General features: G+C 55.3%; 21 protein-coding genes. 16 read left to right on the top strand and 5 right to left on the bottom strand.

The features are described from left to right. Position 1: 1 nt before the first annotated feature. A complete protein-coding gene (locus BUB60_RS12455) occupies positions 2–1567 on the bottom strand; it encodes a PucR family transcriptional regulator (RefSeq protein ID WP_073079521.1) in 1566 nt (521 codons plus the stop codon). A gap of 309 nt (positions 1568–1876) precedes the next feature. On the opposite strand from BUB60_RS12455, the gene BUB60_RS12450 reads away from it, so the two are divergent. Beyond that, positions 1877–2860 carry a uroporphyrinogen decarboxylase family protein gene (locus BUB60_RS12450; RefSeq protein ID WP_073079519.1) on the top strand — a complete coding sequence of 328 codons (984 nt, stop codon included), beginning with the start codon at positions 1877–1879 and terminating at the stop codon, positions 2858–2860. 193 nt (positions 2861–3053) lie between these two features. Here the strand turns inward: BUB60_RS12450 and BUB60_RS12445 are convergent, their stop codons facing one another. Next, positions 3054–3944: a LysR family transcriptional regulator gene (locus BUB60_RS12445; protein WP_073079517.1), complete on the bottom strand. Its 891-nt coding sequence runs from the start codon at positions 3942–3944 to the stop codon at positions 3054–3056. 168 nt (positions 3945–4112) lie between these two features. Here BUB60_RS12445 and BUB60_RS12440 point away from each other — a divergent pair, with 168 nt between their 5' ends. The 4 genes from BUB60_RS12440 to BUB60_RS12425 all read left to right on the top strand — a co-directional run bounded on the left by BUB60_RS12440 (position 4113) and on the right by BUB60_RS12425 (position 8702). Next, positions 4113–4838, top strand: a complete 726-nt coding sequence (locus BUB60_RS12440) for a YczE/YyaS/YitT family protein (protein ID WP_073079515.1) — start codon at positions 4113–4115, stop codon at positions 4836–4838. A 213-nt stretch (positions 4839–5051) separates the two neighbouring features. Continuing rightward, on the top strand, positions 5052–6284 hold the full coding sequence (locus BUB60_RS12435) for an OFA family MFS transporter (protein WP_073079512.1): 1233 nt from the start codon (positions 5052–5054) through the stop codon (positions 6282–6284). Between the two features lie 211 nt (positions 6285–6495). Next, positions 6496–6726: a cold-shock protein gene (locus BUB60_RS12430; RefSeq protein ID WP_073079510.1), complete on the top strand. Its 231-nt coding sequence runs from the start codon at positions 6496–6498 to the stop codon at positions 6724–6726. Between the two features lie 218 nt (positions 6727–6944). After that, complete coding sequence (locus BUB60_RS12425) at positions 6945–8702, top strand: methyl-accepting chemotaxis protein (protein ID WP_073079507.1); 1758 nt, start codon at positions 6945–6947, stop codon at positions 8700–8702. A gap of 66 nt (positions 8703–8768) precedes the next feature. On the opposite strand, the gene BUB60_RS12420 is transcribed toward BUB60_RS12425, so the two are convergent. Beyond that, positions 8769–9506, bottom strand: a complete 738-nt coding sequence (locus BUB60_RS12420; RefSeq protein WP_073079505.1) for an MBL fold metallo-hydrolase — start codon at positions 9504–9506, stop codon at positions 8769–8771. 212 nt (positions 9507–9718) lie between these two features. Here BUB60_RS12420 and BUB60_RS12415 point away from each other — a divergent pair, with 212 nt between their 5' ends. From BUB60_RS12415 to BUB60_RS12400, 4 genes are all read left to right on the top strand, one after another. Continuing rightward, positions 9719–10027: a YciI family protein gene (locus tag BUB60_RS12415; protein WP_073079503.1), complete on the top strand. Its 309-nt coding sequence runs from the start codon at positions 9719–9721 to the stop codon at positions 10025–10027. A gap of 20 nt (positions 10028–10047) precedes the next feature. Beyond that, positions 10048–10599 carry a nitroreductase family protein gene (locus BUB60_RS12410; protein ID WP_073079501.1) on the top strand — a complete coding sequence of 184 codons (552 nt, stop codon included), beginning with the start codon at positions 10048–10050 and terminating at the stop codon, positions 10597–10599. A gap of 31 nt (positions 10600–10630) precedes the next feature. Next, the gene (locus BUB60_RS12405) at positions 10631–11278 is read left to right on the top strand and encodes a nitroreductase (RefSeq protein ID WP_073079499.1); all 648 of its coding nucleotides are present in this window, start codon (positions 10631–10633) and stop codon (positions 11276–11278) included. Between the two features lie 186 nt (positions 11279–11464). Then, positions 11465–13234 carry an ATP-binding protein gene (locus BUB60_RS12400; protein ID WP_159435407.1) on the top strand — a complete coding sequence of 590 codons (1770 nt, stop codon included), beginning with the start codon at positions 11465–11467 and terminating at the stop codon, positions 13232–13234. A 411-nt stretch (positions 13235–13645) separates the two neighbouring features. Here the strand turns inward: BUB60_RS12400 and BUB60_RS12395 are convergent, their stop codons facing one another. Further along, complete coding sequence (locus BUB60_RS12395; RefSeq protein ID WP_242941202.1) at positions 13646–15628, bottom strand: oxidoreductase; 1983 nt, start codon at positions 15626–15628, stop codon at positions 13646–13648. Between the two features lie 416 nt (positions 15629–16044). Between BUB60_RS12395 and BUB60_RS12390 the strand changes: the two genes are divergently transcribed. Together BUB60_RS12390 and BUB60_RS12385 are read left to right on the top strand one after the other, a co-directional pair. Then, positions 16045–16614, top strand: a complete 570-nt coding sequence (locus BUB60_RS12390; RefSeq protein WP_073079495.1) for an RNA polymerase sigma factor — start codon at positions 16045–16047, stop codon at positions 16612–16614. Further along, complete coding sequence (locus BUB60_RS12385) at positions 16601–17692, top strand: hypothetical protein (RefSeq protein WP_073079493.1); 1092 nt, start codon at positions 16601–16603, stop codon at positions 17690–17692. The genes BUB60_RS12390 and BUB60_RS12385 overlap by 14 nt, the downstream gene beginning before the upstream one ends. Before the next feature lie 253 nt (positions 17693–17945). On the opposite strand, the gene BUB60_RS19815 is transcribed toward BUB60_RS12385, so the two are convergent. After that, positions 17946–18671 carry a hypothetical protein gene (locus BUB60_RS19815; protein WP_143162343.1) on the bottom strand — a complete coding sequence of 242 codons (726 nt, stop codon included), beginning with the start codon at positions 18669–18671 and terminating at the stop codon, positions 17946–17948. A gap of 452 nt (positions 18672–19123) precedes the next feature. Between BUB60_RS19815 and BUB60_RS20160 the strand changes: the two genes are divergently transcribed. The 5 genes from BUB60_RS20160 to BUB60_RS12365 all read left to right on the top strand — a co-directional run bounded on the left by BUB60_RS20160 (position 19124) and on the right by BUB60_RS12365 (position 23124). Beyond that, complete coding sequence (locus BUB60_RS20160) at positions 19124–19294, top strand: hypothetical protein (RefSeq protein ID WP_159435405.1); 171 nt, start codon at positions 19124–19126, stop codon at positions 19292–19294. Positions 19295–19436: 142 nt separating this feature from the next. Further along, a complete protein-coding gene (locus BUB60_RS12380) occupies positions 19437–20654 on the top strand; it encodes a Bcr/CflA family efflux MFS transporter (RefSeq protein ID WP_073079491.1) in 1218 nt (405 codons plus the stop codon). 5 nt (positions 20655–20659) lie between these two features. Next, positions 20660–21877 carry a Bcr/CflA family efflux MFS transporter gene (locus BUB60_RS12375; protein WP_073079488.1) on the top strand — a complete coding sequence of 406 codons (1218 nt, stop codon included), beginning with the start codon at positions 20660–20662 and terminating at the stop codon, positions 21875–21877. A 181-nt stretch (positions 21878–22058) separates the two neighbouring features. Next, positions 22059–22388: a PadR family transcriptional regulator gene (locus BUB60_RS12370; protein WP_073079486.1), complete on the top strand. Its 330-nt coding sequence runs from the start codon at positions 22059–22061 to the stop codon at positions 22386–22388. 16 nt (positions 22389–22404) lie between these two features. Continuing rightward, complete coding sequence (locus BUB60_RS12365; RefSeq protein WP_073079485.1) at positions 22405–23124, top strand: pentapeptide repeat-containing protein; 720 nt, start codon at positions 22405–22407, stop codon at positions 23122–23124. Positions 23125–23128 lie beyond the last annotated feature (4 nt).

The raw sequence follows: 23128 nt of genomic DNA, 5'->3' as shown, positions 1-23128 counted from the left end.
CTCAGGCCGTCCCCCTGCCCTTTTCCCGCTGCGGCCTGCGATACGCTTTGTCCGCTTCCATGAGCTTGAAGGAAATCAGCAGCCGTGTCCTGTCCTCGGGGCTGTTCAGGTCGGCGGAGATCATTTCCCTTATTTTGCTGATGCGGTTGAACAGCGTGGTGCGGTGAATAAACAGGGCCTTCGAGGTTTCCAGCAGATTCATGTTGTTTTCCAGATAGGCCTTCAGCGTGCCGTAATAATCCGTCCGCGTGTCCTGATACGCCATCAGCCGCCGGACGTCCTCGTCACAGTAATGGATTGCCGGCAGGACGGAAGTGCCGTACCTGAAATAATGCGCCATGGCGTAGTCCCGGAAATGGCGGCACCAACGTGCCGCGGAGTCCTCCGCGCCCATTTCGGCGGCGATAACGGCCTGGCTGTGGTACGCCGCCGTGTCCATAAAATCCGTATATACATCGCTGATGCCGACGCCCGGTATAAAGCCCTTGAGAAAATGCTCGAGCCTTGCCGCCGCCGCGCGCGCCGTCTCCCGCGCCGGGAGGCTGACGACGCAGGCGATCCCGGCTTTGTACCGGACCGAGCAGGAGCCCGGCAGCGACAGCGTGATCTTCGAGATCAAAAACAGGTCCGAGGAGGTCTGCGCGTCCTGCTCGCTCTGCTGGATATAGAGGCAGACATATCTGCCGAACCGTTTCCAGTGCCACAGCTGCAGGGCCGTTTCCAACTGCTCGTCGCTGTGGACATGCCCGTCCAGCACCTTCTGTAGAAATGCCCCGAACCTTCGGCTCTCGTCGCTGCCCCGCACGGCCTGCCGCTTTATCGCCACGCGCAGCACCTCGGTGAGGATTTCGGCAATCTGATAATCGCCGTTTTTAAACGGCCGCCGCGTGTCCGTGACGCACAGCCGGCCCTCGTAGACGCTGCCCTGTCCCAGATTGACGTACAAAACGGCATAGGGCAGAAAATCGACGATGCACACGTCGGCGCCCGTCTGGCGGAAGGTCTGCTGAAAATCGGCGTTGCTCTTGAGCTGCCGGACGGCGTCCGCCGAGAGCGCGTAAAACGGGCCGCTCTTTTCGATAAGCAGCCTGGAATGTGCGTCGTCCAGCGCGAACTCGCCGGCAATGATGTTATATTCCCTGTCGTAGAGCATCGTGAAATTTCCGAGCATGTCACTCCCAAGGCGGCACAGCCTGCTGAGGTTCAGCCCGCCGTTCAGCTCGTCCTGCAGGGTGTCGTACCAGTCCCTGTATGTATCGAACGCCCGGCAGACGGCCGCAAGGCCGGCCTTGTACCCGGCGGCTTCAAGGACGATGTACTGGCACGCCCCCGGGCTCTCCAGCACAAAATTTTCTCCGACAAATATGATAAAGCCCGGCGCCGGGGGTATCACCACCGCGTCCGGTCCGGCCGCGTCGGCCACATAGAGCCGGTCTCCCGTGAGACCTTGCGGCCCCTCGTACGGCATCACCGATTTGATACGGCGCTTTTTCGCCCTGTCGTCCAGATTATGGCGCAGGCATTGGGCAGCCAGCGCGTCATAGAGCATCCACATGCTGATTTTCATTTGGCCTGCCTCCTCGGGGTTCATCGTTTTCTCTACTCATAGTAGATGTTTTGCGGAAAAATATCTACTGTAAAATACTTTAAAAATACAAAAATAAAAGTAAACTAATAAAGACGCACCGAAGCAGCAGGAAAAACGGCATCGATTTTGTCAATATTTACAACAGATTGCTGCTTCTCCCGTTGGCAGCTCCCGCGGTTGTCCGCCCGGCTGTTATACTGTTGGTCGCGTCATCGGCCAAACGCGCGGCTGCCGCCAGGCGCGCCGCACCCGGCAGCCGAAAATTTATGTAGGAGTTGAGTGCTTGTGATGAACCGCAGAGACAATATGCTCGCTATTTTGAACCACCAGCCGCACGACCATGTCGGCGATTTTAAAACCGACGTCTGCAGCACCGGCGGCAACCTTGAATCTTTTGAAAACGGCCCCGCCGGCGGCGGCCTTGACGGCTTCGGCTGCAAGTGGCTGCCGTCGGAATCGGCGCTGGGGCAGGGTGTGCCGGCGGCCGGCCACGTCGCCCTTGAAAACATCCTGGACTGGAAGAAGACCCTCAAATTCCCGGACCTGGACGCGTATGACTGGGAAGGCCAGGCCGCCGCGCAGCTGAAAAATTACGATCCTAAAAATCAGATACAGGAATACGCCATGTGGAACGGGCCGTTTCTGCGGCTGGCCCATCTGATGGGCTTTGAAAACGGGCTCTGCGCGATGTATGAGGAGCCGGAAGCCTGCCTTGAGCTCCTGGACGCCGTCACGGACTATAAAATCAAGGTCGCCGAGCGGGCGGTCAAATACTTCAGGCCCGACGCCATCTGCACCTATGACGACGTGGCCACCGAGCTGTCGACCTTTATGTCCCCGGACAAGTACCGGGAGCTTATCAAGCCCATGCACAAGAAATTCAACGACGCCGTCCGCGCCATGGGCGTCATCCCCAATACGCACGTCTGCGGCAAATGCGAGGCGATCGTCCCCGACCTCGTCGACGAGGGATCGGAAGCCTGGGAAATCTGCCAGCCCGAAAACGATCTTTCTGCCCTGCAGGCAAAGCTCGGCGGCAAGCTCGCGTTCATCGGCGGCTTCGACATGAAGGGCCGCTTCGCCTACATGGACCTGACGGAGGAGGCGCTCCGCGCCGCCGTCCGCGAGACGATCGATACATATGCCCCCGGCGGCAATTACGCCATGCTGGGCATGATTTTATACAGCGACCCCGGTAAATTCGTCCACACGATGGCCATCATGAGCGACGAGACCGTCAAATACGGGACAAATTACTACAGCCGGTCCTAAATTTAATCGATTTTTAACGTCATTGCGTTTTACGCTTAACATAACCCGGTTAATATATGGACAGTGGGACTGCATTTTATCCACGAACCTTTTTCATTTTTATCCTCTTTGTAAACAAAGCAACGGGAGTTCTCTCTTTCTTCCGTTGCTTTGTTTCATTTTATCGTCGCGTCCCCGCCGGATTCGGTTCTTATCACCCGCCCGTCACTTCCCTGACAATCTCCAGGAACAGCGCCGCAGAGGGATTCGTCACCCTTCGGGGCCAGGCGGCGATGTACGTGCGGTGCGTGTCCATGTCGGCGATGGGGATGATGTCCACCGAATTCGGAAAATACTGCGCCGGCAGCGCCGACGGCAGGATGGAAAAGCCCAGCCCCGCGCTGATGGCCAAAAGCACCGACTCCGCCTTGTCAAAACGGCTCATATTCCTCGGCACATAGTTATGCGCCCGGCAGACGTCCAGCGTGTGATTGTACAACAGCGGATACCCGGCCTCGTAGGAGACGAGAAAGCGCTCCTTCTCCAGCACCGCGAAATCGAGGGGCAGCGGCTTTTTCGTCAGCGGGTGCCCCTTGGGGACGACGACGACCAGGTCGTCCGCGTGGGTGACGAGGTAATCCAGCCGCCCGTCGTCGGGCAGCATCGCTGCGTGGGCAAAGTGGAAATCATGCTTTTCCTCGCGCATGGCGTGGAGCTGCTCCCGCCCGTTGTTTAAAATAACGTCCACGGCGATATCCGGATATCTTTTAAAGAAAACGTCGAGGCACCGGATCAGCACTGGCGCGGACGTGGAGACCGTGGCGATGGACAGGTGCCCTTTCCCCGAGGACATCTGGCTCATCAGGAACGCCGCGCTGTCGGCCGTGCGGAGCATGTCTCTGGCGTACGGGAGAAACGACCGCCCCTCCTCCGTCAGCGCGACGGCGCGGCTGCTGCGCGTAAAGAGCGCCACGCCGAGCTTTTCCTCCAGATCGACGATCTGCCGGCTGATCGAGGACTGGGCCACGCCCAGCCGGCGCGCCGACTCCCTGAAATTCAGCGTCTCCGTGACGGAGATAAAATAGCGGATCTGTGTGATGTCCAAGGCTCTCCCCCCGTTCTCTTTATGCCGGTGCGGCCGGCTGCCCGGTTGTGACAGCCCGCCAAAAAGGTGTCATGGCGCGGCTCTTTATTGATGCCGATCCGTTGACGGTGTGATGCCGATATGGTATCATTAAACCATAAAAAAACGGCGATTGAAAGGGGGACGGGGATGAAGCTTCAGAAAAGCGCCTTGATAAAACGGCTCGTTATATTTGCCGCCGGTATTTTCATCATGGCGACCGGCGTGTCTTTTTCGGTCAAATCGGACCTTGGCGTCTCGCCCGTCACCTCCGTGCCGTATGTGCTCAGCCGCATCTTCGGGCTCTCGCTCGGGACGTGGACCATTTTCTTTTATATCTTCTGCATGGCGCTGCAGGCCGCCATCCTGCGGCGGGAATATAAGCTTATAAACCTCTTCCAGATCGCGGCGTCGTTCGCCTTCGGCTGGTTTACAGACCTGTCCACGCGCATGATCTCTTTCCTGCCGGTGACGGACAATTATATCGTCCGCTTCGTTTATCTGGCCCTCGGCATCTGCTGTGTCGCCTTCGGCATCCTGCTGTACCTGACCACAGCGCTCATCGCCCTGCCCACGGACGGGACGGTGCAGGCCATCTCGTACAAGGGCGGCTTCAAGCTGCACAAGGTCAAGATCGCCTATGACAGCGTCTCCACGGCGATTTCGCTCGTTTTGTCGCTGGCCGTCCTGCGCGGGCTGAACGGCCTCGGCGTCGGCACGGTGATCGCGTCGTTCGGCGTCGGGCGCATGCTGGGCGTCTTCACCGCGCTTCTCAAAAAGCGCCTGACGCGTTTTTTGAACATCCCGCCCGATGACGGCCCCGCACCGCCGCGCCGGACCCTTCATACGCGCGGAAACGCGAAAAAAGCGGGCTAGAAACGCTACAAAACAACGCGCGGGAACTCTGTCCGGAATTACGATAAAATGCTGTGAAATCGGAAGTTTTCACAGCGTTTTTTTATTATTTCAATGTATTTCATGCAATATCACGATTTGATACGTAGCATGCAACTTATGTTTGACATTCTTTTTGCGGAATGGTATGACTTTATCTAGCAAATCAACATTACACAGAAAGAAGCAGTGAGCATGAAAAGCAAGCGTTCCGCAACCGTCCCCATCATCGGCTGTATCATCATCCAGATCTGCGTCGGCATCCTGTACATGTGGAGCGTCTTCAAAACGCCGATCATCGCCTCGTTCGACTGGTCGAAGGAAGCCGCCACCATGGTCTCCTCCTATATGCTGTTTGCCTTTGTCGCCGGTAACCTCATCGGCGGCTTTATCAACGACAAAAAAGGCCCGCGGCTGACCTCCGTGCTCGGCATCACCATGTTCTGCCTGGGCGTCTTCCTGACCGCCTTCCTCACAAAGGAAACCATCAACCTGATGTACCTGACCTACTGCGTGCTCGGCGGCCTCGGCTCCGGCTTCGCGTACGGCGCCGGCATCAGCTGCCTGCAGAAATGGCTGCCCCACCGCAAAGGCCTGGCCTCCGGCATCGCCGTCTCAGCCTTCGCGTTTTCAACTGTTATTTTCACGCCGGTATCCAACGCGCTCATGGATGCCCATAAGGTGGACGGCATTGTCAGCTTCCAGCCTGTCTTCATCACGTTGGCCGTCGTCTTCTTCGTTGCCGGCATCATCGGCACCTTCCTGGTCCGGCTGCCCGACGAGGAATACCTCAGGCAGCTTCCCGCCGCGCCCGCCTCGGCGAAGGTCTACACCGGCAAAAACTGCACCCTGGGCCAGGCGATGAAAACGGTCCCCTTCTGGTGCATCTTCCTTGAAATTCTGTTTATCAACGGCACATGGACCCTCTCCGTCCCGCTGATCGTCGACCAGGGCATGAGGCACGGCCTGACAGAGGCCGCTGCCGTTCTGACGCTCACCATCACCGGCGTCTTCAACGCCGGCGGCCGGCTCATCATGGCCACCGTCTCCGATAAGCTCGGCCGTACCAACACGATCATCGTCCTCTCTGTCCTCACTCTCATCGGCGCCGGGCTTATGATCGTCGGCGTTCCGGGCTTCGGCTTTGCCGTCGCCATCTGCATCATCGCCTTCGGCTACGGCGGCCCGGCCTCCACCAACGCGGCGTTCACCACCGATTTCTTCGGGCCGAAGAATTCGGGCACGAATTACGGCGTGGCGATGCTCGCTCTGGGCATCTCCTCCATCCTTTTCAACACGATCTCGGCGCAGTTCCTCAAGGGCGATTTCACGAAAACATACATCATGGCGGCCATTACGGCCATCATTCCGGTTATCCTGATGCTGATCATCAAAAATCAGCTGAAAAAAATGAAAGCCGAGGCATAATTCACCCCGCTTTCAGGCATCCTTATATATAGAAACCTCTCATTCGCGGCGGGGCTTATCGTACCGCCCTGCCGCGGCTTTCTTTAACCGTCAGTCAAAACGCCGCGCCCCCGAAACGGGGCGCTGTTTTTTTCTGCCGGCCGCGCATTTTACAAATATATATAAAATTTATCAGGTGAATGCCGGAAATACTATGGACGGAGGTGTTCACATGAACAGCGGAACAGTCAAATGGTTTAATTCAGACAAAGGCTACGGATTTATCACAAACGATGACACCGGCGACGATTTGTTCGTCCATTTTTCAGGCATCGCCGCGCAGGGCTACAAGACGCTCAACGAGGGCCAAAAGGTCACTTTTGAAATAGAGACCGATCCCAGAAACGGCAAGCTCTGCGCCACCAATGTCACTGTCGTCCAGCCCGCCGGCAACAGGGCGTGAGCCGCGTACGGCGCCACATAATCACTCTCAGCAGCAAAGAAAGCGCTCCCTCCGGGGGCGCTGTTCATTTCCCCGGATACTTTTGCCGCACGCCGCGCCAATGTTAAATCCAGATTAACCTCACGTTAAATTATGAAATCAGCCAATATATGGTTTAACTTTTTAGTTGAGATGCCGAAAAAACACTATGCCCAACTCTCTTAAAAAGGAGACTACACATGCGCTGGTTTAATAATCTCAAAATGTCCTGGCAATTCATCACAGGCTTTATGGTCATCACCGTATTCGCCTTCGTCGTGGGGGCGATCGGCATACTGAACATGGCAAAAATGCAGTCGCAGGACGAGCACATGTACCGCCAGGCGCTTGTACTCGAATACGCCGGTTCGGCGGCCGTCAATTTTCAGCAGTACAGCTATGATGCCCTGAAGCTGACGACAATGACCTCCCAGATCGATATCAAAAACGCCCTTTTGCAGATGAGCCAGTACAGGATCGGCTCCAACGACAGCCTGAAAAGCCTGAAAAGCATCGACAGCAGCGATATCGTCCTGAGGATCGACCAGTCCTGGCAGGATTACCAGAGCAAAATGGACGTGGTCACCGAGCTGATCAACGCCGGCGATCTGGACTCCGCGAAAAGCGATATCTCCAACGGTGTCTACATGACCGGCACAAACCTCCGCAACGACTACAACGACCTTTTGAAGCAGGCCGCCGACCAGATACAAAGCAGATACGACGTGAACAAAAGCCAGTCGGCCTCGGCCGAATACGTCACCATCGCCGTTTTGCTGGCCGGGATCGCCGTGTCGCTGACGCTGGGCGTCATCATCTCCCGCGCGATTGCCCGCCCTCTGACGAAGATGGCCCAGGTCGCCGAGCAGCTCTCCTGCGGCAATATCTCCATCGACGGCACCATGACGTCGAAGGAGCTCGAGCTCAGGAGCAGGACAAACGAGGTCGGCAGGCTGTTCAACGCCTTTCTGCGCCTGATCGACGGCACCAAGCTCCAGGTCGAGGCCCTCCGCGTCGTCGCGGACGGGAATCTGACCCGGGAGATCACCGTGCGCTCCGGGGAGGACGTCCTCAACAGGTCGCTGCACGCGCTGACGCTGAAGCTCAAGGAGCTCATCATATCCATCGCCGACGCCGCCGAGCAGGTCACCGCAGACGCCGCCGTCGTGTCCGATTTCAGCAGCGCGCTCTCGCAGGGTGTATCGGAGCAGGCGAATACCGTGGAGCAGCTGACGGCGGCCCTGTCCGAGGTGGCGTCCCAGACGCACCTGAACGAGCAGTACGCCCAGGACGTCAACGCCCTGGCGCAAAAGGCCAGGGTGAACGCCGAGCGGGGCAACGGCCACATGCGCGAGATGCTGAAGGCGATGGACGACATCGACGATTCGGCGGGCAAAATCAAAAAGATTTCCAAGGTCATCGACGACCTGGCCTTCCAGACGAACATCCTGGCCCTGAACGCCGCCGTGGAAGCCGCCAGGGCGGGGCAGCACGGCAAGGGCTTTGCCGTCGTGGCCGACGAGGTCCGGTCGCTGGCCAACAGGTCCGCCAAGGCCGTGCAGGACACCTCGGGCCTGATTGAAAATGCCCTTGTCAAGGTGGAGACCGGGATAAAGATCGCCAACGAAACGGCGGATTACTTAAATCAGATCCTGTCCCAGGTGGGCGACGTGGCCGGCATTGTCGATTCGATTTCGTCCTATACCCGCGAGCAGAAGCAGAGCATCGCGCAGATCAATCAGGGTATCCGGCAGGTCTCCCACGTCGTGCAGGACAATGCCGCCACGTCGGAAAACAGCGCCTCGGCCAGCATCGAGCTGTCGCAGCAGGCCGCCTTGCTGAAAGACCTGGTGAGCTTCTTCAAGGTCCACGACGCCCCCGAGCCCCCGGAGGACGGCGAAGAGGCTACGCCGGAGGACGTGCTTTTAATAAGTCCCCGTCAGCACAGCTCCACATAGAAATACGAAAGCGCCCCGGTGGGGCGCTTTCGTATTTCTTGGACTCCTCGCGGCGGCCGCGCGTATTTACAGGGCGAATTTTTCCCCGCGCCGCGTGATCCGAACGAGCCTGTTTCGGTAGTCCTTGGCGGCGGGGTCCCTGTCCAGGCGGTCGAAAATACTGTGGTCGTCTCCGAAGTGCATCGGGAAAACCGCCGTCGCGCCCACCGTTTTCATAAAGTAATCGAGTCCCCAGAGGTATTCGTTTCCCAGCCTCGGGTCGACGGGGACGAACGCCAGGTCGAAGGTTTCGCCGCGGAGCTTGTCGATCTCCTTTTTATACGCCGCCCCCATCGCCGCGTTCTCCTCGTCCGGCTCCCCTTCCCAGTGCCACCAGTTCAGGTCTCCGGCGTGATAGATTTTTATCCCCTCCGCCTCGACGATGAAGGCCACGCCCTCGTCCGTCGACCGCAGCGTCCGGACCGTCATCCCGTCCACGCCGTACGTTTGGCCGGGATACGCCTTCACGACGCCCGGCGCGCCGGAAGCGTCGATATCGAACGACAGGACGTAGCGGATATCCGGGACCTCCCGCGCCCACTTTAAGACGGACGGCACATAATGGTCCGCGTGGACGTGGGAGGCAAAGACGGTCACCCGGCTGCCCGCGAGCTCCTTCGGGTCGACGACGCCGCCCTCCAGCCCGCGCAGCCTGCCGGACGCCGTGGTATTGTAATAGTCAAAAATGAGGAAACGCCCCCCGATTTTAACGGCGAACCCGCTGTGGAACAGATACCAAACCTCCGCGCCGATTTTGCCGCTCATTGTGATACCCCCTTCTGTTGAGCTTTTATGGGCCGATTCTATCACAAATCGCCCCGTCAATCCACCGCGGCACAAGCATTTTGCCCGGCCGCCGGCGGCGCCGGAAGGTCCCGGTTTCGTTTTGCCGCAAAGTATCATAATACGCTTGCATTTCTCCGTCCGAAACTGTAAATTGTATGTAATCAAATACCGTGACATAAGGAGTCATCACTATGAAATTTTTTATCATCGAGGGCGTCTTCATCGACCCTTGTCCCGTGGACAAGGCCGCTCTCGAAAAATCGATCGGCGACCATGTCGCCTATCTGGACCGCGGCTTTGTGGACGGTTCGATCCTCGTCTCGGGCCCGAAATCCATGGGCGGCGGCGGCTTTATCATCATGAAGGCCGAGAGCGAAGAGGATATTTTTACTTTCCTCGATAACGACCCGATGAAGCTCCTCGGCGTACAGAACTATATTGTCAACGAGTTTAAAATCCACCAGTCGCAGCCCTTCGCCTGCGACTGGTTCACGGCCTGACACCGAAAGGAGAATCCGTTATGAACGATGTCATCAAAACGATCCTGTCCCGCCGCAGCGTGCGCGCCTATACCGACCGGCAGCTTGCCCAGGAAGATCTGGATCTTATTCTGGAGGCCGGCCGCTACGCTCCGACGGCCCACAACGGCCAGCCCTGGCACTTTACCGTCGTGCAGGATAAGGCGCTCATCGATGAAATGAACGTCAAGGCCAAGGCGGTCATGGCCAAATCCGACAACGCGTGGGTCAAGGGCGTCGGCTCGGACCCGAGCTTTCACCTGACCTACAACGCCCCCACCGTCATCGTCGTGTCCGGAAAAAAGGATTCCATGGGGCTCGATACGGATACCTGCGCGGCGATGGAGAACATGCTCCTGGCGGCGGAGAGCCTGGGCATCGGCTCCGTCTGGGTCGGGCTCCTGCGGTTTTATCTCACCCTCGAGGAAGCGCCGGCAAGCCTCCGGCTGCCGGAAGGCTACGTGCCCATGCACGGCGCGGCCTTCGGCTACGCCGGCGGCCCGAAGCTCCCCGCGCCCGCGAGGAACCCGGACGTGGTCACCTATATCCGCTGAAAAATAAATTGATATAAACGGAGGAATCATTATGACTGTCAGCCAGGCCATCACATCGCGCCGGTCCATGCGGGCTTTTAAGCCCGATCCCATCAGCCGCGAAACACTGCTCCAGATCCTCAGGGACGCGTCTTATTCCCCCTCCTGGGCCAACTCCCAGCCGTGGGAGGTCTTCGTGGCCGAGGGCGAAGCGCTGAAGCGGATCAAAGCGGGCTACGCCGACTGCTACGCGAAAGCCGTCCGGGCAAATACGGATATCCCCCGGCCCGCCGAATGGACGGAGGCGGCCAAAAAACGCCAGCAGGGCCTTCACCCCGACATGGTGCGCGACTGCGGCGACGCCGTACAGCAGTTCGGCGCCCTGAACCAGAGGATGTTTGACGCGCCCGCCGTCATCTTTCTCTGCAAGGACAAAATCCTCAGCATTCCCTGGGCCCTTTACGACATCGGCGCCTTTTCCCAAACCCTGATGCTCTCCGCGCTGGAGCACGGCCTCGGCACCATCCCGGCCGCCACGTCGATCCATTATCCGGAGGTTCTGCGCCGGGAGCTGAAGCTCCCCGAAAACCTCGAGATCGTTATCGGCATCGCCATCGGCTACGTGGACGAGACCAATGCGATCAACAATTTCCGCAGCGCCAGAAGCCCGATCGAGGAGACGGTCCGCTTCTGCGATTAATGCCCCGGCAATAGCTTTCACATAAACAATGGACGCTCAAACCGCGTCCATTGTTTATTTTTTCCTTAAACGCGCCGACAGGGCCCGCTATTTTTTGGCAGAATTTTTTACATTTTTTGTTGAAATATCATAACTATTGGATATATAATACTGGCCACAGATGGTATGAGAAAAGGGATGTTTAATTTGTACAGGTGTGGAAACCGGCGCGTGATTTCCGACACGGAAGACACGGACGAGATTCTTGCGCTGCAGGAAAAAATGCTCGACTTGTCCAACGACGCGATCTTCGCGTGGAAGCTGAACGGCGGCATTATTTACTGGAACGACGGCGCATCCAAACTATACGGCTATACAAAAAGAGAAGCCGTGGGTACTTCAAGCCACAGCTTATTGCAGGCCGAGTACCCCTCCGATCCCCATGAATTCATCACAGTACTGAACGAAAAGGGCGAATGGTCCGGCAATCTGGAGCACGTGACGAAGGCGGGCAAAAAAATCGTCGTCGAGGCCAGGCGCCAGGTCATTGTCAACAGCCGTCAGCAAAAAATCGTTCTCGAAACGAACAGGGACATCACCGAGCAAACGAGGATCGCCGTCCAGTCCCAGCAGGACAGGAACAGGATACTGGCCAACGCGCTGCGCCTGAAGGACGACCTGCTTCTCCTGCTGATGGCGGCAAAAAACGATCTGGCGGCGGAAGTGGAAACCCTGAATACGCTGTATAAGCTCAATTCCAATTTCATCGTCAAAAGGGACCTCCCCACCGTTTATTCCGAGATTCTGCACGCCGCCATCACCGAAACGCACACGAGCAAAGGCAGCATACAGCTGTTTGACGAGGACAGCAGGAAGCTCATCATCATCCTGAGCCACGGTCTCAGCGGCAAGTTCCAGGAATATTACTCCTGCATCGGCCTGGACGCCGGCTCCTGCGGCAAGGCGTATCAGAGAAAGCGGCGGATTATCGTCAAGGACGTCAGGCTGAGCCCGATTTTTAAGGACAAGCCGGCGCTTTCCGTCCTGCTGTCAGACGATATCCTCAGCGAGCAGTCCACGCCCCTGATCAGCAGCTCCGGCAAAATCGTCGGCGTGCTGAACACATACTATTCCGAAACCAAATCGTTCAGCGACCGGGAAATCCGGCTGCTGGACATGATTGCCCGCCTGGCCGCGGACGTGATCGAGCGGACAAATACGGAATACGCGCTGCTGCAAAGCGAGCAAAACGCCCTCAAGCTCGTCGAAGAGCTGAAAAAATCCGACAAAAATAAAAATGTGTTTTTAAACACGCTGTCCCACGAGCTCAGGAACCCGCTGGCCACCATCGTCACGGGCCTGTCGCTGATGGATATGCTTGAAATCAATCCTAAAAACCGCGAGACGCTGGACATCGTGATCCGTCAAACGCGCCAGCTGCGCCGCCTGATCGACGATCTCCTGGACCTGACCCGCCTGACAAACAACAAGATCAAGCTGAAAAAAGAGCAATTTGACCTCAACAAGCTGGCGCAGGCCGTCGTCCGGGACAACACGCTGATATTTCAGGAGCGCGACGTGGACCTGGATATCGAAATGGGCGACAGGCCGGTCTTTATTACGGCGGACCCCGTCAGGATCTCGCAGATCATCGGCAATCTGCTGAACAATTCGTTAAAATTCTCCAAGGCCGGCGGTAAAACGACCCTGTCCGTCAAAACCCACGACAGCTCCGCCTTCGTCATCGTCAAGGACAACGGGAAGGGCATCGACGCGAAATTCCTGCCGGAGCTGTTCGAGCCGTTCAAGCAGGCCGACAGCTCGCTGGACAGGCAAAACGGCGGGCTGGGGCTGGGGCTCTCCATCGTCAAGGGCATCGCCGAGCTGCACGGCGGCTCCGTCAGCGCCTACAGCGACGGGATCGGAAAGGGCGCGCAGTTCACGATTTTCCTCCCCGCGATGTGCCCGGCGGAATAGCGGCGAAGGGTTACGGCAGCATAGGTGTCATCCTGAGCGCGGCGAAGGAGCTTCTCCTCCAAAGCGGGCGCGACGCGTAGCCTTTTTCGCTGCGCTCAGAATAACACGTCTGTTTTCGAGACTAAAGGCAGAACAAAACTCCCTGTGAGCGGCATTCTCACAGGGAGTTAAGCTGTCGATAAAGCCCTTTGGGCTTTATCCGACAAGGGGCTGCATGCAGCGCGCTCAGCCGCGCGCTGCATGAGAAGAGTCACTCCGGAGGCGCATGTCCTCCTGCGTGACAAATTTTCAATTTATTTGCCGCTTCGGCGGCAAACTCTGCGAGGCTTTGCCTTTTGTATGCAGGTTTTTTGACAAGCTGAAAACTCCCTGTGAGAGGCATTCTCACAGGGAGCTTCTATCCTTGCAAATTTATAACCTGCCGATGTCCCGCGCGATATTGTAGGCGGCCCGCGTGGCCTCGGTGATGTTTTTCGGTGTCAGGCAGTCGCCGATCTGGTAAAATTCCGGAGCGGCGAACCGGAGCGCGTCGGCCTCCTCGCGCAGGGGCTTTTGCCCGATGGCGTAAATGACGGTGTCGGCCTCAAAGAGCTCCTGCCCTTCCGGGCCCTCGCCCGTGACGCCCCGAGAACCGATCTCCAGAGCCTTTGTGCCGAGGCAGACCCTGACGCCGCGTTCTCTGAGCTCGATGCCGACGGAGAGGCCCTGCAGCGTGTTGCCGCCGTTGTTGAGCTCCGGCAGCATCTCGATAATCGTCACCTGACGGCCGAGCGCCGCCAGATGGGCGCCCAGCTCCGCCCCCACCAGTCCGCCGCCGAGGATGGCGACCCTTTTGCCCGCTTTTTCCGGATGATAGTAAATCTCCTCCGCGCTGTGCACGTTCTCCCCGTCGATCCCCTTGATTTTGGGAACCACCGGCCGGGCGCCCAGCGCCGCGATGATGACGTCGGGCCGGAGCTCCCCGGCCAGCGCCGGGGTGACGGGCGTGTTGAGCCGGACCTCGACGGCCGCGGCGGCGACGCGCCGGGCCTGACGGTCCAGATATTCCGCCAGGTGCTTTTTGAAGGGCACGCCGTCCTCGCATCGGAGCGCGCCGCCAAGCTGCCCGGACCGCTCGGCAAGGATGACCTCATGGCCGCGCTGGCAGGCCGTCAGCGCCGCCTGCATCCCGGCGATGCCGCCGCCCGCGATAAGTATCTTTTTCCTTTCGGCGGGCGGGAGCTGCCATTTATCCTCCGTCTCATGCCCGATGACGGGATTGATGGCGCATAAAAACTGGCTCCTGGCCATGAGATTTGAAAAGCACGCCAGGCAGCGCATGCAGGTGTTGATATCGCCCTCCCGCCCGGTGCGGGCCTTCAGCGGCAGGTCGGGGTCGGCCAGCAGGCCCCGGGCCACCTCCACCACGTCGGCCCTGCCCGAGGCGATGATCTCCTCCATCAGGTCCGGCACGGCCAGCGCGCCGACCGTCGCCACACGGGACTGCTTGACGTGCTTTTTGATCTCCGCGGCGTACCGGACGTTGGCGCCGTCCTCCAGAAACATGCTGGGGTGGGTGACCGTGAACACGTCCCAGACCTCGTGGCTGCCGGCGGAGACATGGATCAGGTCCGCGTGCCCGTCCAGCTGCCTGGCGATGGCGACGCCCTCGTCGATGTCGTATCCGCCCGGATGGCACTCCGAGCCGCTGATGCGGATCTCTATGGGAAAGCCCGGGCCCACCGCGCGGCGCACGGCCTGGCAGATGGCCACGGGGAGCCGGCACCTGCTTTCAACGCTGCCGCCCCACCTGTCGGTGCGCGTATTGCTGATCGGTGAAACAAACTGCGAAATGAGCCAGCCGTGTCCGCCGTGGATCGTCACCATGCCGAAGCCGCAGCGCTTGGCCTGGGCCGCCGCCTGGGCGAATTTATCGATCGTCATCTCGATGATCTCTTCGGTCATCGGGAGGACGCGGCGGCCGTTTTCGTCCGTGTACTCCACCGGCCCGTACGCCTGATTCCCGTCCTGGACCGAGCCGTAGGAGTGACTGCCGCCGTGCTGCAGCTCAATGGAGGCCACGGCGCCATGGCGGGAAATGGCGTCCGCCAGCTTGCCCAGCGAGGATGCCGCGCCGGGGTCGTCCAGCCGGAGCCGGCTCGACGCCGTCCTGCCGATCACCGCGTCCACCGAGCAGTCGCCGACGCAGACGGACGCCGCGCCCCCCATGGCCTTCCGCTCATAGTAAGCGCATGTTTCCGGTGTGGGATAGTGGCGGGACGACAGGTTGCTGGGCCCTGTCGGCGACCCGAAAATCCTGTTTTGGAAGACTGTATTGCCGAGCGTGATCGGCGCGAAGAGATGCGGATATTTAAATTCCTTCATGCAGTATATCATGGCGCGCTCCCGCGCCATGCCCTCCTTTCGCTGCGGGCGATGACATTATATAGAAATTATAACGACCGCATAAAACAATGTCAAAAGTTATGTGTTTGGACAAAGATTATGATATCAGCAAATCCAAGGAACGCGGAAAAGGCAGAACCGGCGATACGATATATTGAATATGAATTCAGTATATATCATGCCACAGCCCGCTCTGCATGTCCCGCTGTCCGGCGGGCACTTGTGCCATCATCGCCCCATCAGAATGAAAGATATGCTTAATTTTTGTATTTTGTGAAACTAGCGCTGCCACCTTATTATCTGAGCCTTCATTTGAAGCGATCTTATGCAAATATTTTTTCTATTTAATAAATAGAAAGTTTGGAACTAAATGATTTCTTTGACGTTATATATTATGTTAGGCCTTTAGAAGGGAGGAGTACACCTTGGGCGATAACGAAATTATTGAACTTTTCTGGCAACGATCCGAAGATGCAGTAAACAATCTTAAACGAAAATATGGGGCACTATGCCGAACTGTCATATTCGGTATTCTTTATTCTCCTGAAGATGCAGAAGAGTGTGAAAACGAAGTTTATTTTAAAGTTTGGTCTTCTATACCGCCCAAGCGCCCTCTCGACTTAGCAGCTTATATATGTCAAATTGCGCGACGCTTAGCTTTGGATAAATACCGATACTATCACCGTCAAAAGCGTAATATTACCGAGATTGAACTAGCCGCAGCAGAACTTTCAGGTTGCATCCCATCCAACGACCATATAGACGAGTATTTAGACAATATTACTGTTGAAAATACACTAAACGATTTTTTGAAAACTCTCAGCAAGCGTGATCGTATTATATTCTTGCGACGTTATTGGTTTTTTGACAGCATTAAAGAAATATCCGCATTAACAGGTATAAATGAAAACACATTGAAGGTCATTTTACACCGGGCAAGAAAGACGCTTTATAAAGTATTAATAAAGGAAGGTGTAGCGATTGAAGAGCTATGACATCTTATATGGATTGGGCAACATTCAAAGTGAGTTTATTTCTGAAGCAGCACTTATGTCGTCGGAAAAAAGATCGGACGAGCATAAAAAGGCTACGTGGCCTCGACGAATCGCAGTCGCAGTCCTTGCAGCAGTCTTCCTAACCACGGGAGTTGCTTTCGCAGCAATATATAAACCCAATTTCTTCAGTAATTGGTTTGCCTCACAAATCACTGGGAGTAACAAAGGTTCTCTTTCCAGCTTGGATTCTGGAGATGCAGGGGTTGTTGTTGATAACGCTCTGGTAAAGATTGAAGCTATTGATGCCATACAAAGCGGACATGTTCAACGGGCGGGTTTTCTCGTCACACTTAAGAAACTTGATAGCGTTCTTATTAAAAATAGTATTCCTACATTAAAAGGTTACCGCTTTGAGAATGTCTCCATAGACGGTGGTGTGACGGAACAAATAGAATATGATTACGCCGATACCCACCCAGAATTGAAGAATAACCAATATTTATTTATCATAACTCATTCGATTAATGAAGATACCTTAGACAATTTGCAATGCTCCATGCAAAATATAGGTTTCTATAATGAGAATGGCAAATATGTACCATATCTAAGCGGTGAATGGTCTTGGGAGTTCTCCTTTAAGTCTGCTAGTTCGACAGGTAGTGTCTTTCATCCTGATTATAACATTACGATTGGTGATATATCATGCGAGATTTCACGTCTGCGTTTATCTATGTTCGGCTTCGAGGTAATCTGCTCCGTTAATAATTGGAAAGGGCGCGAATGGAACCCAAATGATTTTGATCCGATTATTAAAAAAGCAGTCAGCATGGTTGTCACCTTAGAGGATGGCTCTTTGCTTCCTGTGAATACTTCAGCCGGCCAAGGGGGCATGGCGGACTGGGATGGAACTATAGTAATAAATACGTTATTTGACGAGCCTACTCCGATTAATAATATTAAATCTATTGACGTATTAGGTATCAGGGTAACCTTTGCGGACTCTCAAGTGAAGATTGAGAATAATGAAAACAGTAAGAACTTTAATCCTACCGGTCTAACTGAAGAGGACAACAGATAGTAGACAAAAAACCGAACTATACAAAGCCTTGCTCAATTCTAAGTTGAACAAGGCTTTTGTATTTAAGCTTGTGCAAGGGTCTAAAATAAATCTATCATAGCAAAGGTAGACACTTTTTCTCTGTAAAAGCTATACGCTTTTTGGGAAAGCGTAAATTTCTCTTTATTCTTTATATAAGGATAGGCTCAGTCGTACCCGACTGAACCTGTTTTTTTACTTATTTTCAGATAGCCACTATAGAATCCTGCAAGAATTAAGCACCTATTCCAAAGGACCCGATCACAGTAGTTCCATCGGAAGCATATAGTGAGATCGTTTGAGGTACACTGGCATTCATCGCCTCTTCGGGAGAACTTATACGTCCTGCATTATAGATATCTGTTTTGTATACATACCCATAAGTTCCATCAATACCCCTGGCATAGATAAGATCAGGTGCAGTATTGATCGATTGCGCTTTTGCAGTTGAACCAAACGTTTGATTATTATTATTTATTCCATAAGCTGCGGCGCTATTATTGGATTCTACTTTCGAAGTTTTACTTGTAGCAGATTCGATATTCGGAGTATTATAGGTAGGATATAATACATAGGAATAGCCATTCCACAGCTGTACATCTCCATTACCAAACCAATACCAACCATTTCCATTAATTACGTATGTTGAATGAGTTGCGAATACGGTGTTTCTTAAGCTCCCGTTATATGCCCATCCTGAAGAAAACCATAATGAACCATCAGATGCGTCATAAAGATAGGCTTGAGCTCCCATGTATCCAGTTGGTACATTAGTGTTTGAAACTACAGTAGTAGACGCCGAAACATCACAACCATTTGCATCCGGGCTTGTCCCTACCTGAGAATAAAACGTGTAACCATAGCTACCAACTGATTCGGATCTGTAAGAGATATGACAGTAGCCGCAAACGCGGTGATGGTTAATGAAGCTACTAACACCAAGCAAACCATAACAAAACATAATTTGTGAAGTACTTTCTTTGTTGCATTCATAAACTTTTTCTCCTTTTTGTTATTTATTTTTGAATGTTAGGATTAGCTAATTAGCCCATTGGATTAAACGCCTTCTTTAAATTTCTAAAGACTCTTTTTCTGAGTCTTTATTATATATACGACAATTAAGCAAATGGACTGCAACAAGTATTTTAAAAATTCGGTAATAATTTATTTATTTGACTGCATTGGCAATCATACTTAAGAAGCGCGACGGTCTGCACAGAGAAAAAAAGAGCTTTTTGTGCTTCTTCATGGCGGCGCAGTATCTGTTGCCAAAGGACTTCATGGTACCGCCTCTACACTTAGGGAAGCTCCGCGTCCTGGCCGCGGACCTTCTGGCAACCACGGAGACGTACGAAAAGCACGGCAGGGAGACGCGGCCGTTACCGCCCGGCGGCCCCAACGGAGGAAAATAACATGGACATCGAGAAAATTTCCGACATGCTCGGCATCATCGCCGTGACGCTGGACAAGACCGCCGACGAGGTGCCCGACGAAATCTCCGCCCGGGAAAACCTCTATTTCCGCATGAAGGACGCCGCCAGGGAAGCGCGCCTGATCTGCAAATCATTGACAGACGAGAATTAAGTCCGCCGACGCGGCCCCCGGCCTTCAGGCCGGGGGTTTTTTTCATTTTTTTAACCTCTTTCTATCAAACTCCGTCTTTGACATCGCTGGATTTTATTGTATACTGTTTACAAAAATAAAACTTGAGTCTGGAGTAGTTAAATTGAATCAAGTATCGGGTGAAACCGCCGTCGTTCAGAAATACCTCGGCGGCAAGGGGCTCATTGTCTATCTCGTCCTCCTGAGCGCCTTTGTGCCAATGTCGACCGACCTGTATCTGCCGGCCCTGCCGACCATGACGAAGTACTTTGACGTCCCCGAGGTCCTCACGAATCTCACCATCATTCTCTTCTTCGTATTCTACAGCGCCGCCACCTTGGTCTGGGGTCCCCTTTCCGATAAGCACGGGCGCCGGCCGGTCCTGCTGGTCGGGCTCATCGGCTACGCCGCCGCGAGTCTTCTCTGCGCGCTGGCGCCCAACGTCTATATGCTGATTGCCGCCCGCATCCTGCAGGCCATCGGCGCCGCCGCCGCTTCGGCCACGGCCACCGCCGTCGTCAAGGATGTATACGAGGGCCAAACGCTGGAAAAGAGGATCGCCGCCATTCAGTCCATTTCCGTCATCGTTCCCGTCGTGGCGCCGATGCTGGGGGCGCTGCTGCTGAAAATCACAGACTGGCGCGGCGCCTTTTACGTGCAGGCGATCCTTGGCGCCATCATTGTTTTGATGACGTTCCTGTTCACCGAGACGATTCAGGAGCGCAGCACGGGCGGCATTTTCACAACGATGGGGCGCCTTTTCGTCGTCCTGCGGAACAAGCGGTTTACGGCGCTGCTGCTGATTTTTTCCCTGATCGGCGCCACGTTCATGGCCTACATCTCCGCGTCGTCCTACATATACCAGGATTTCTTCGGCCTGTCGGGCCAGGTGTACAGCTACTTCTTCTCCTTCAACGCGGCGATGATGTTTGTCGGGCCGATCCTGTATATCCGGCTGTCGTCGCACTTTTCCCGCTTTGCCCTGGTCAACCTGAGCTTTATCGTGACGGCCGCCGCCGGCGTCCTTCTGTCCACGGTCGGCCAGCTGAACCCGTGGCTGTTCGCGCTGACGCTGCTGCCGACGACGATCATGGGGAGCTTCATCGCTCCGCCGAGCCGTTTCCTGATGCTCTCGCAGCAAACGGGCGACACCGGCTCGGCCTCGTCTCTCATCAATGCCGTGGGCTCCATCGCTGGCAGCGTCGGCATGACCGTAACGTCGCTGAACTTCGGCAACCTCGTCGTCGTCATCGGCGTGCTCAACGTTGTCATGGGTCTTGTCTGCGGCGCGGCGTGGCTGTTCTTTACGAGCCGGCCGCTTCTGAGAGATTTAAGGGGGTGACCGGCATGGATAACAGTCCGGAAAAACCGGAGCTTTCGCAAAAATACCTCGGCGGCAAGGGCCTCATTATTTTCGTCGTGCTCCTCAGCGCCTTTGCCCCGCTCTCAACAGACCTCTACCTCCCGGCCCTGCCCTCCATGACGGAGTATTTTCACGTCTCCTCAGTTCTGACGAATATGACCATCATACTCTTTCTCGTCTTTTACAGCCTGTCAATGCTGGTGTGGGGGCCTTTCAGCGATAAATACGGCCGCAAGCCCATACTGCTCTCGGGCCTTCTGGGCTATACGGCCGCCGGCGTCCTCTGCGCCGTATCCGATTCGGTCTATATGCTCATCGTTTTCCGCGTTTTGCAGGCCACCTGCGCCGGCGCGGCGTCGGCCACCTCGGCGGCCATCCTGAAGGATGTTTACGAAGGGCCGCGCCTGGAAAAAACACTGGCCGTGGTGCAGACCATCTTTGTCGTCTGTCCCGTCATCGCCCCCATGCTGGGCGGCCAGATCCTCCGGTTCACGGACTGGCGGGGCACCTTTTACGCGCAGACGATCCTGGGCGTCGTCGTCACCATCCTGGCGCTCCTCTATACCGAAACGATACGCGACAGGATCACCGGCAATATCTTCAGGACGCTGGGGCGTCTCGGCGTCGTCCTGAAAAACAAGCGATTCACCGTGCTCCTGCTGATATTCGCCACCTCCGGCATCACGTTTCTCGCGTTCGTCACATCGTCGGCCTATATCTACGAGGATTATTTCGGCCAGTCCAGCCAAATGTACAGCTATTTCTTTGCGTTCAACTCGGTCACGATGATCCTGGGGCCCTTTTTGTATGTGCGGCTCTCGTCGCGGTTCAGCCGTTTTTCCCTGATCAACGCCTGCTTCGCCGTGAGCGTCGCCGCGGGCATCCTCGTCATTTGCGTTGGCCGGCTGAATCCTTACGCCTTCGCGCTCACCATGATGCCCGCCACCGTCATGGGCAGCTTTGTGGGTCCGCCCAGCCGCTTTCTTCTGATGACGCAGCAGCAGGGCGATACCGGTTCGGTCTCCTCGCTGATCAATGCCATTTTCACCCTGACAGGCAGCATCGGCATGCTCATCACCTCGCTGAACCTGGGCAATCTCGTCGTCGTCATCGGCGCGCTCTTTGTCCTGATGAACCTCCTCTGCGGCGCGGCATGGCTGTTTTTCACGAGCCGGCCGTTTATGAGAGATTTAAGGGGATAACGCGAAAATTTTAAATGCACAAAGATTCTTCGGGGCCAAGGCCCCTCGGAACGGCAAAGCCTGTCGTTCCGAGCCGTCAGGCGAAGAGTCTTTTCTTTTTGTCTCTCATATTACTAAATCTAAAATAATACATTGACAGTCATAGTAATATGATGTATATTGCAATCATGGAGGTGGACCCATGGAGGAAAACAAAATGACCTCGGATTTGCTCCGCGGCCATACGGACACGATGATTTTAAAGCTGCTCCTGGCCGGAGACAAGTACGGCTACGATATATTGAAGCTGATTCACCAAAACTCGGAAAACGAATACGAGCTGAAGGAAGCGACAATGTACTCAAGTCTCAAGCGGCTGGAGAACGACGGGTGTATATCTTCTTATTGGGGGGACGGAAGTCAGGGTGGCAGGAGAAGATATTACACGATCACCGATAAAGGCAAAAAGACCTATTTTGACAACAAAAACAACTGGGAATACGCCAAGCGTATTCTCGACAAATTACTTTAATGAAAGGTTGAGCGCCATGAACGATAAAATAAACAAATATCTGGAGCAGGTGTTCTCCCCTTATGAGGATACGGATTCCGTCAAGGAGCTAAGAGAAGAGCTGATGACGGACCTGCAGGAAAAATACAGCGAATTGCGCAGTCAGGGCTGCGACGAGGAGACGGCTTATCACCAGACCATTGCCTCGGTGGGCAATGTCTCCGAGATTATCGAAAGCATCGCGGAAAAAACGAAAACGGTGAAGCAAATGTCCCAGCGGGACTTTTCGCAGACCGATCTTAGAAATTCAGACCTGAAAGGTGTCACCGTCCACGACGGCAAGTTCAATGAAAGTGATATGCGAGGCTCCGATTTCAGCGGCTCCGACCTGAGGAACAGCTCATTCAGAGCCAGTGACCTGAGCGACGTCATTTTCGACGGCTCCGATCTTTCCGGGGCAAAGCTGAGCATGTGCGCCCTGAAAGGCGCAAGCTTCATAAATTGCCTGCTGAACGGAACCGATTTCAGTCATTCCGACCTGTCCGGCGTCTGCCTGGATAACCTCACGTTTGACGGAACGATTTTTAATTGCTCCTCATTCATAGGGACATCCTTTAAAAACGCCGTCTTCAGAAATGTATTCATCAAACACGCCGATTTCAAAAAAGCGGTCTTTGACGGGGCAACCATGGATAAGCTGACGTACGCGGTTTTAAAAGGCAGCCGGGCCAACCTCGCCGGGGTCACGGTGATATAGGAGG

Origin of the sequence: Sporobacter termitidis DSM 10068, assembly GCF_900130065.1 — a bacterium.
Taxonomy (GTDB): domain Bacteria; phylum Bacillota; class Clostridia; order Oscillospirales; family Oscillospiraceae; genus Sporobacter; species Sporobacter termitidis.
The sequence above is the reverse complement of the archived record's forward strand: the minus strand, read 5'-3'. Positions and strand labels throughout refer to the sequence as shown.

Bases quoted from the DNA above. Each gene is read 5' to 3' on its own strand.
- BUB60_RS12450 (WP_073079519.1), top strand. From the start codon at position 1,877: ATGAACCGCAGAGACAATATGCTCGCTATTTTGAACCACCAGCCGCAC.
- BUB60_RS12435 (WP_073079512.1), top strand. From the start codon at position 5,052: ATGAAAAGCAAGCGTTCCGCAACCGTCCCCATCATCGGCTGTATCATC.
- BUB60_RS12415 (WP_073079503.1), top strand. From the start codon at position 9,719: ATGAAATTTTTTATCATCGAGGGCGTCTTCATCGACCCTTGTCCCGTG.
- BUB60_RS12370 (WP_073079486.1), top strand. From the start codon at position 22,059: ATGGAGGAAAACAAAATGACCTCGGATTTGCTCCGCGGCCATACGGAC.
- BUB60_RS12375 (WP_073079488.1), top strand. From the start codon at position 20,660: ATGGATAACAGTCCGGAAAAACCGGAGCTTTCGCAAAAATACCTCGGC.
- BUB60_RS12395 (WP_242941202.1), bottom strand. From the start codon at position 15,628: ATGGCGCGGGAGCGCGCCATGATATACTGCATGAAGGAATTTAAATAT.
- BUB60_RS12455 (WP_073079521.1), bottom strand. From the start codon at position 1,567: ATGAAAATCAGCATGTGGATGCTCTATGACGCGCTGGCTGCCCAATGC.
- BUB60_RS12405 (WP_073079499.1), top strand. From the start codon at position 10,631: ATGACTGTCAGCCAGGCCATCACATCGCGCCGGTCCATGCGGGCTTTT.
- BUB60_RS12440 (WP_073079515.1), top strand. From the start codon at position 4,113: ATGAAGCTTCAGAAAAGCGCCTTGATAAAACGGCTCGTTATATTTGCC.
- BUB60_RS20160 (WP_159435405.1), top strand. From the start codon at position 19,124: ATGGACATCGAGAAAATTTCCGACATGCTCGGCATCATCGCCGTGACG.
- BUB60_RS12410 (WP_073079501.1), top strand. From the start codon at position 10,048: ATGAACGATGTCATCAAAACGATCCTGTCCCGCCGCAGCGTGCGCGCC.
- BUB60_RS12430 (WP_073079510.1), top strand. From the start codon at position 6,496: ATGAACAGCGGAACAGTCAAATGGTTTAATTCAGACAAAGGCTACGGA.
- BUB60_RS12425 (WP_073079507.1), top strand. From the start codon at position 6,945: ATGCGCTGGTTTAATAATCTCAAAATGTCCTGGCAATTCATCACAGGC.
- BUB60_RS19815 (WP_143162343.1), bottom strand. From the start codon at position 18,671: ATGTTTTGTTATGGTTTGCTTGGTGTTAGTAGCTTCATTAACCATCAC.
- BUB60_RS12420 (WP_073079505.1), bottom strand. From the start codon at position 9,506: ATGAGCGGCAAAATCGGCGCGGAGGTTTGGTATCTGTTCCACAGCGGG.
- BUB60_RS12365 (WP_073079485.1), top strand. From the start codon at position 22,405: ATGAACGATAAAATAAACAAATATCTGGAGCAGGTGTTCTCCCCTTAT.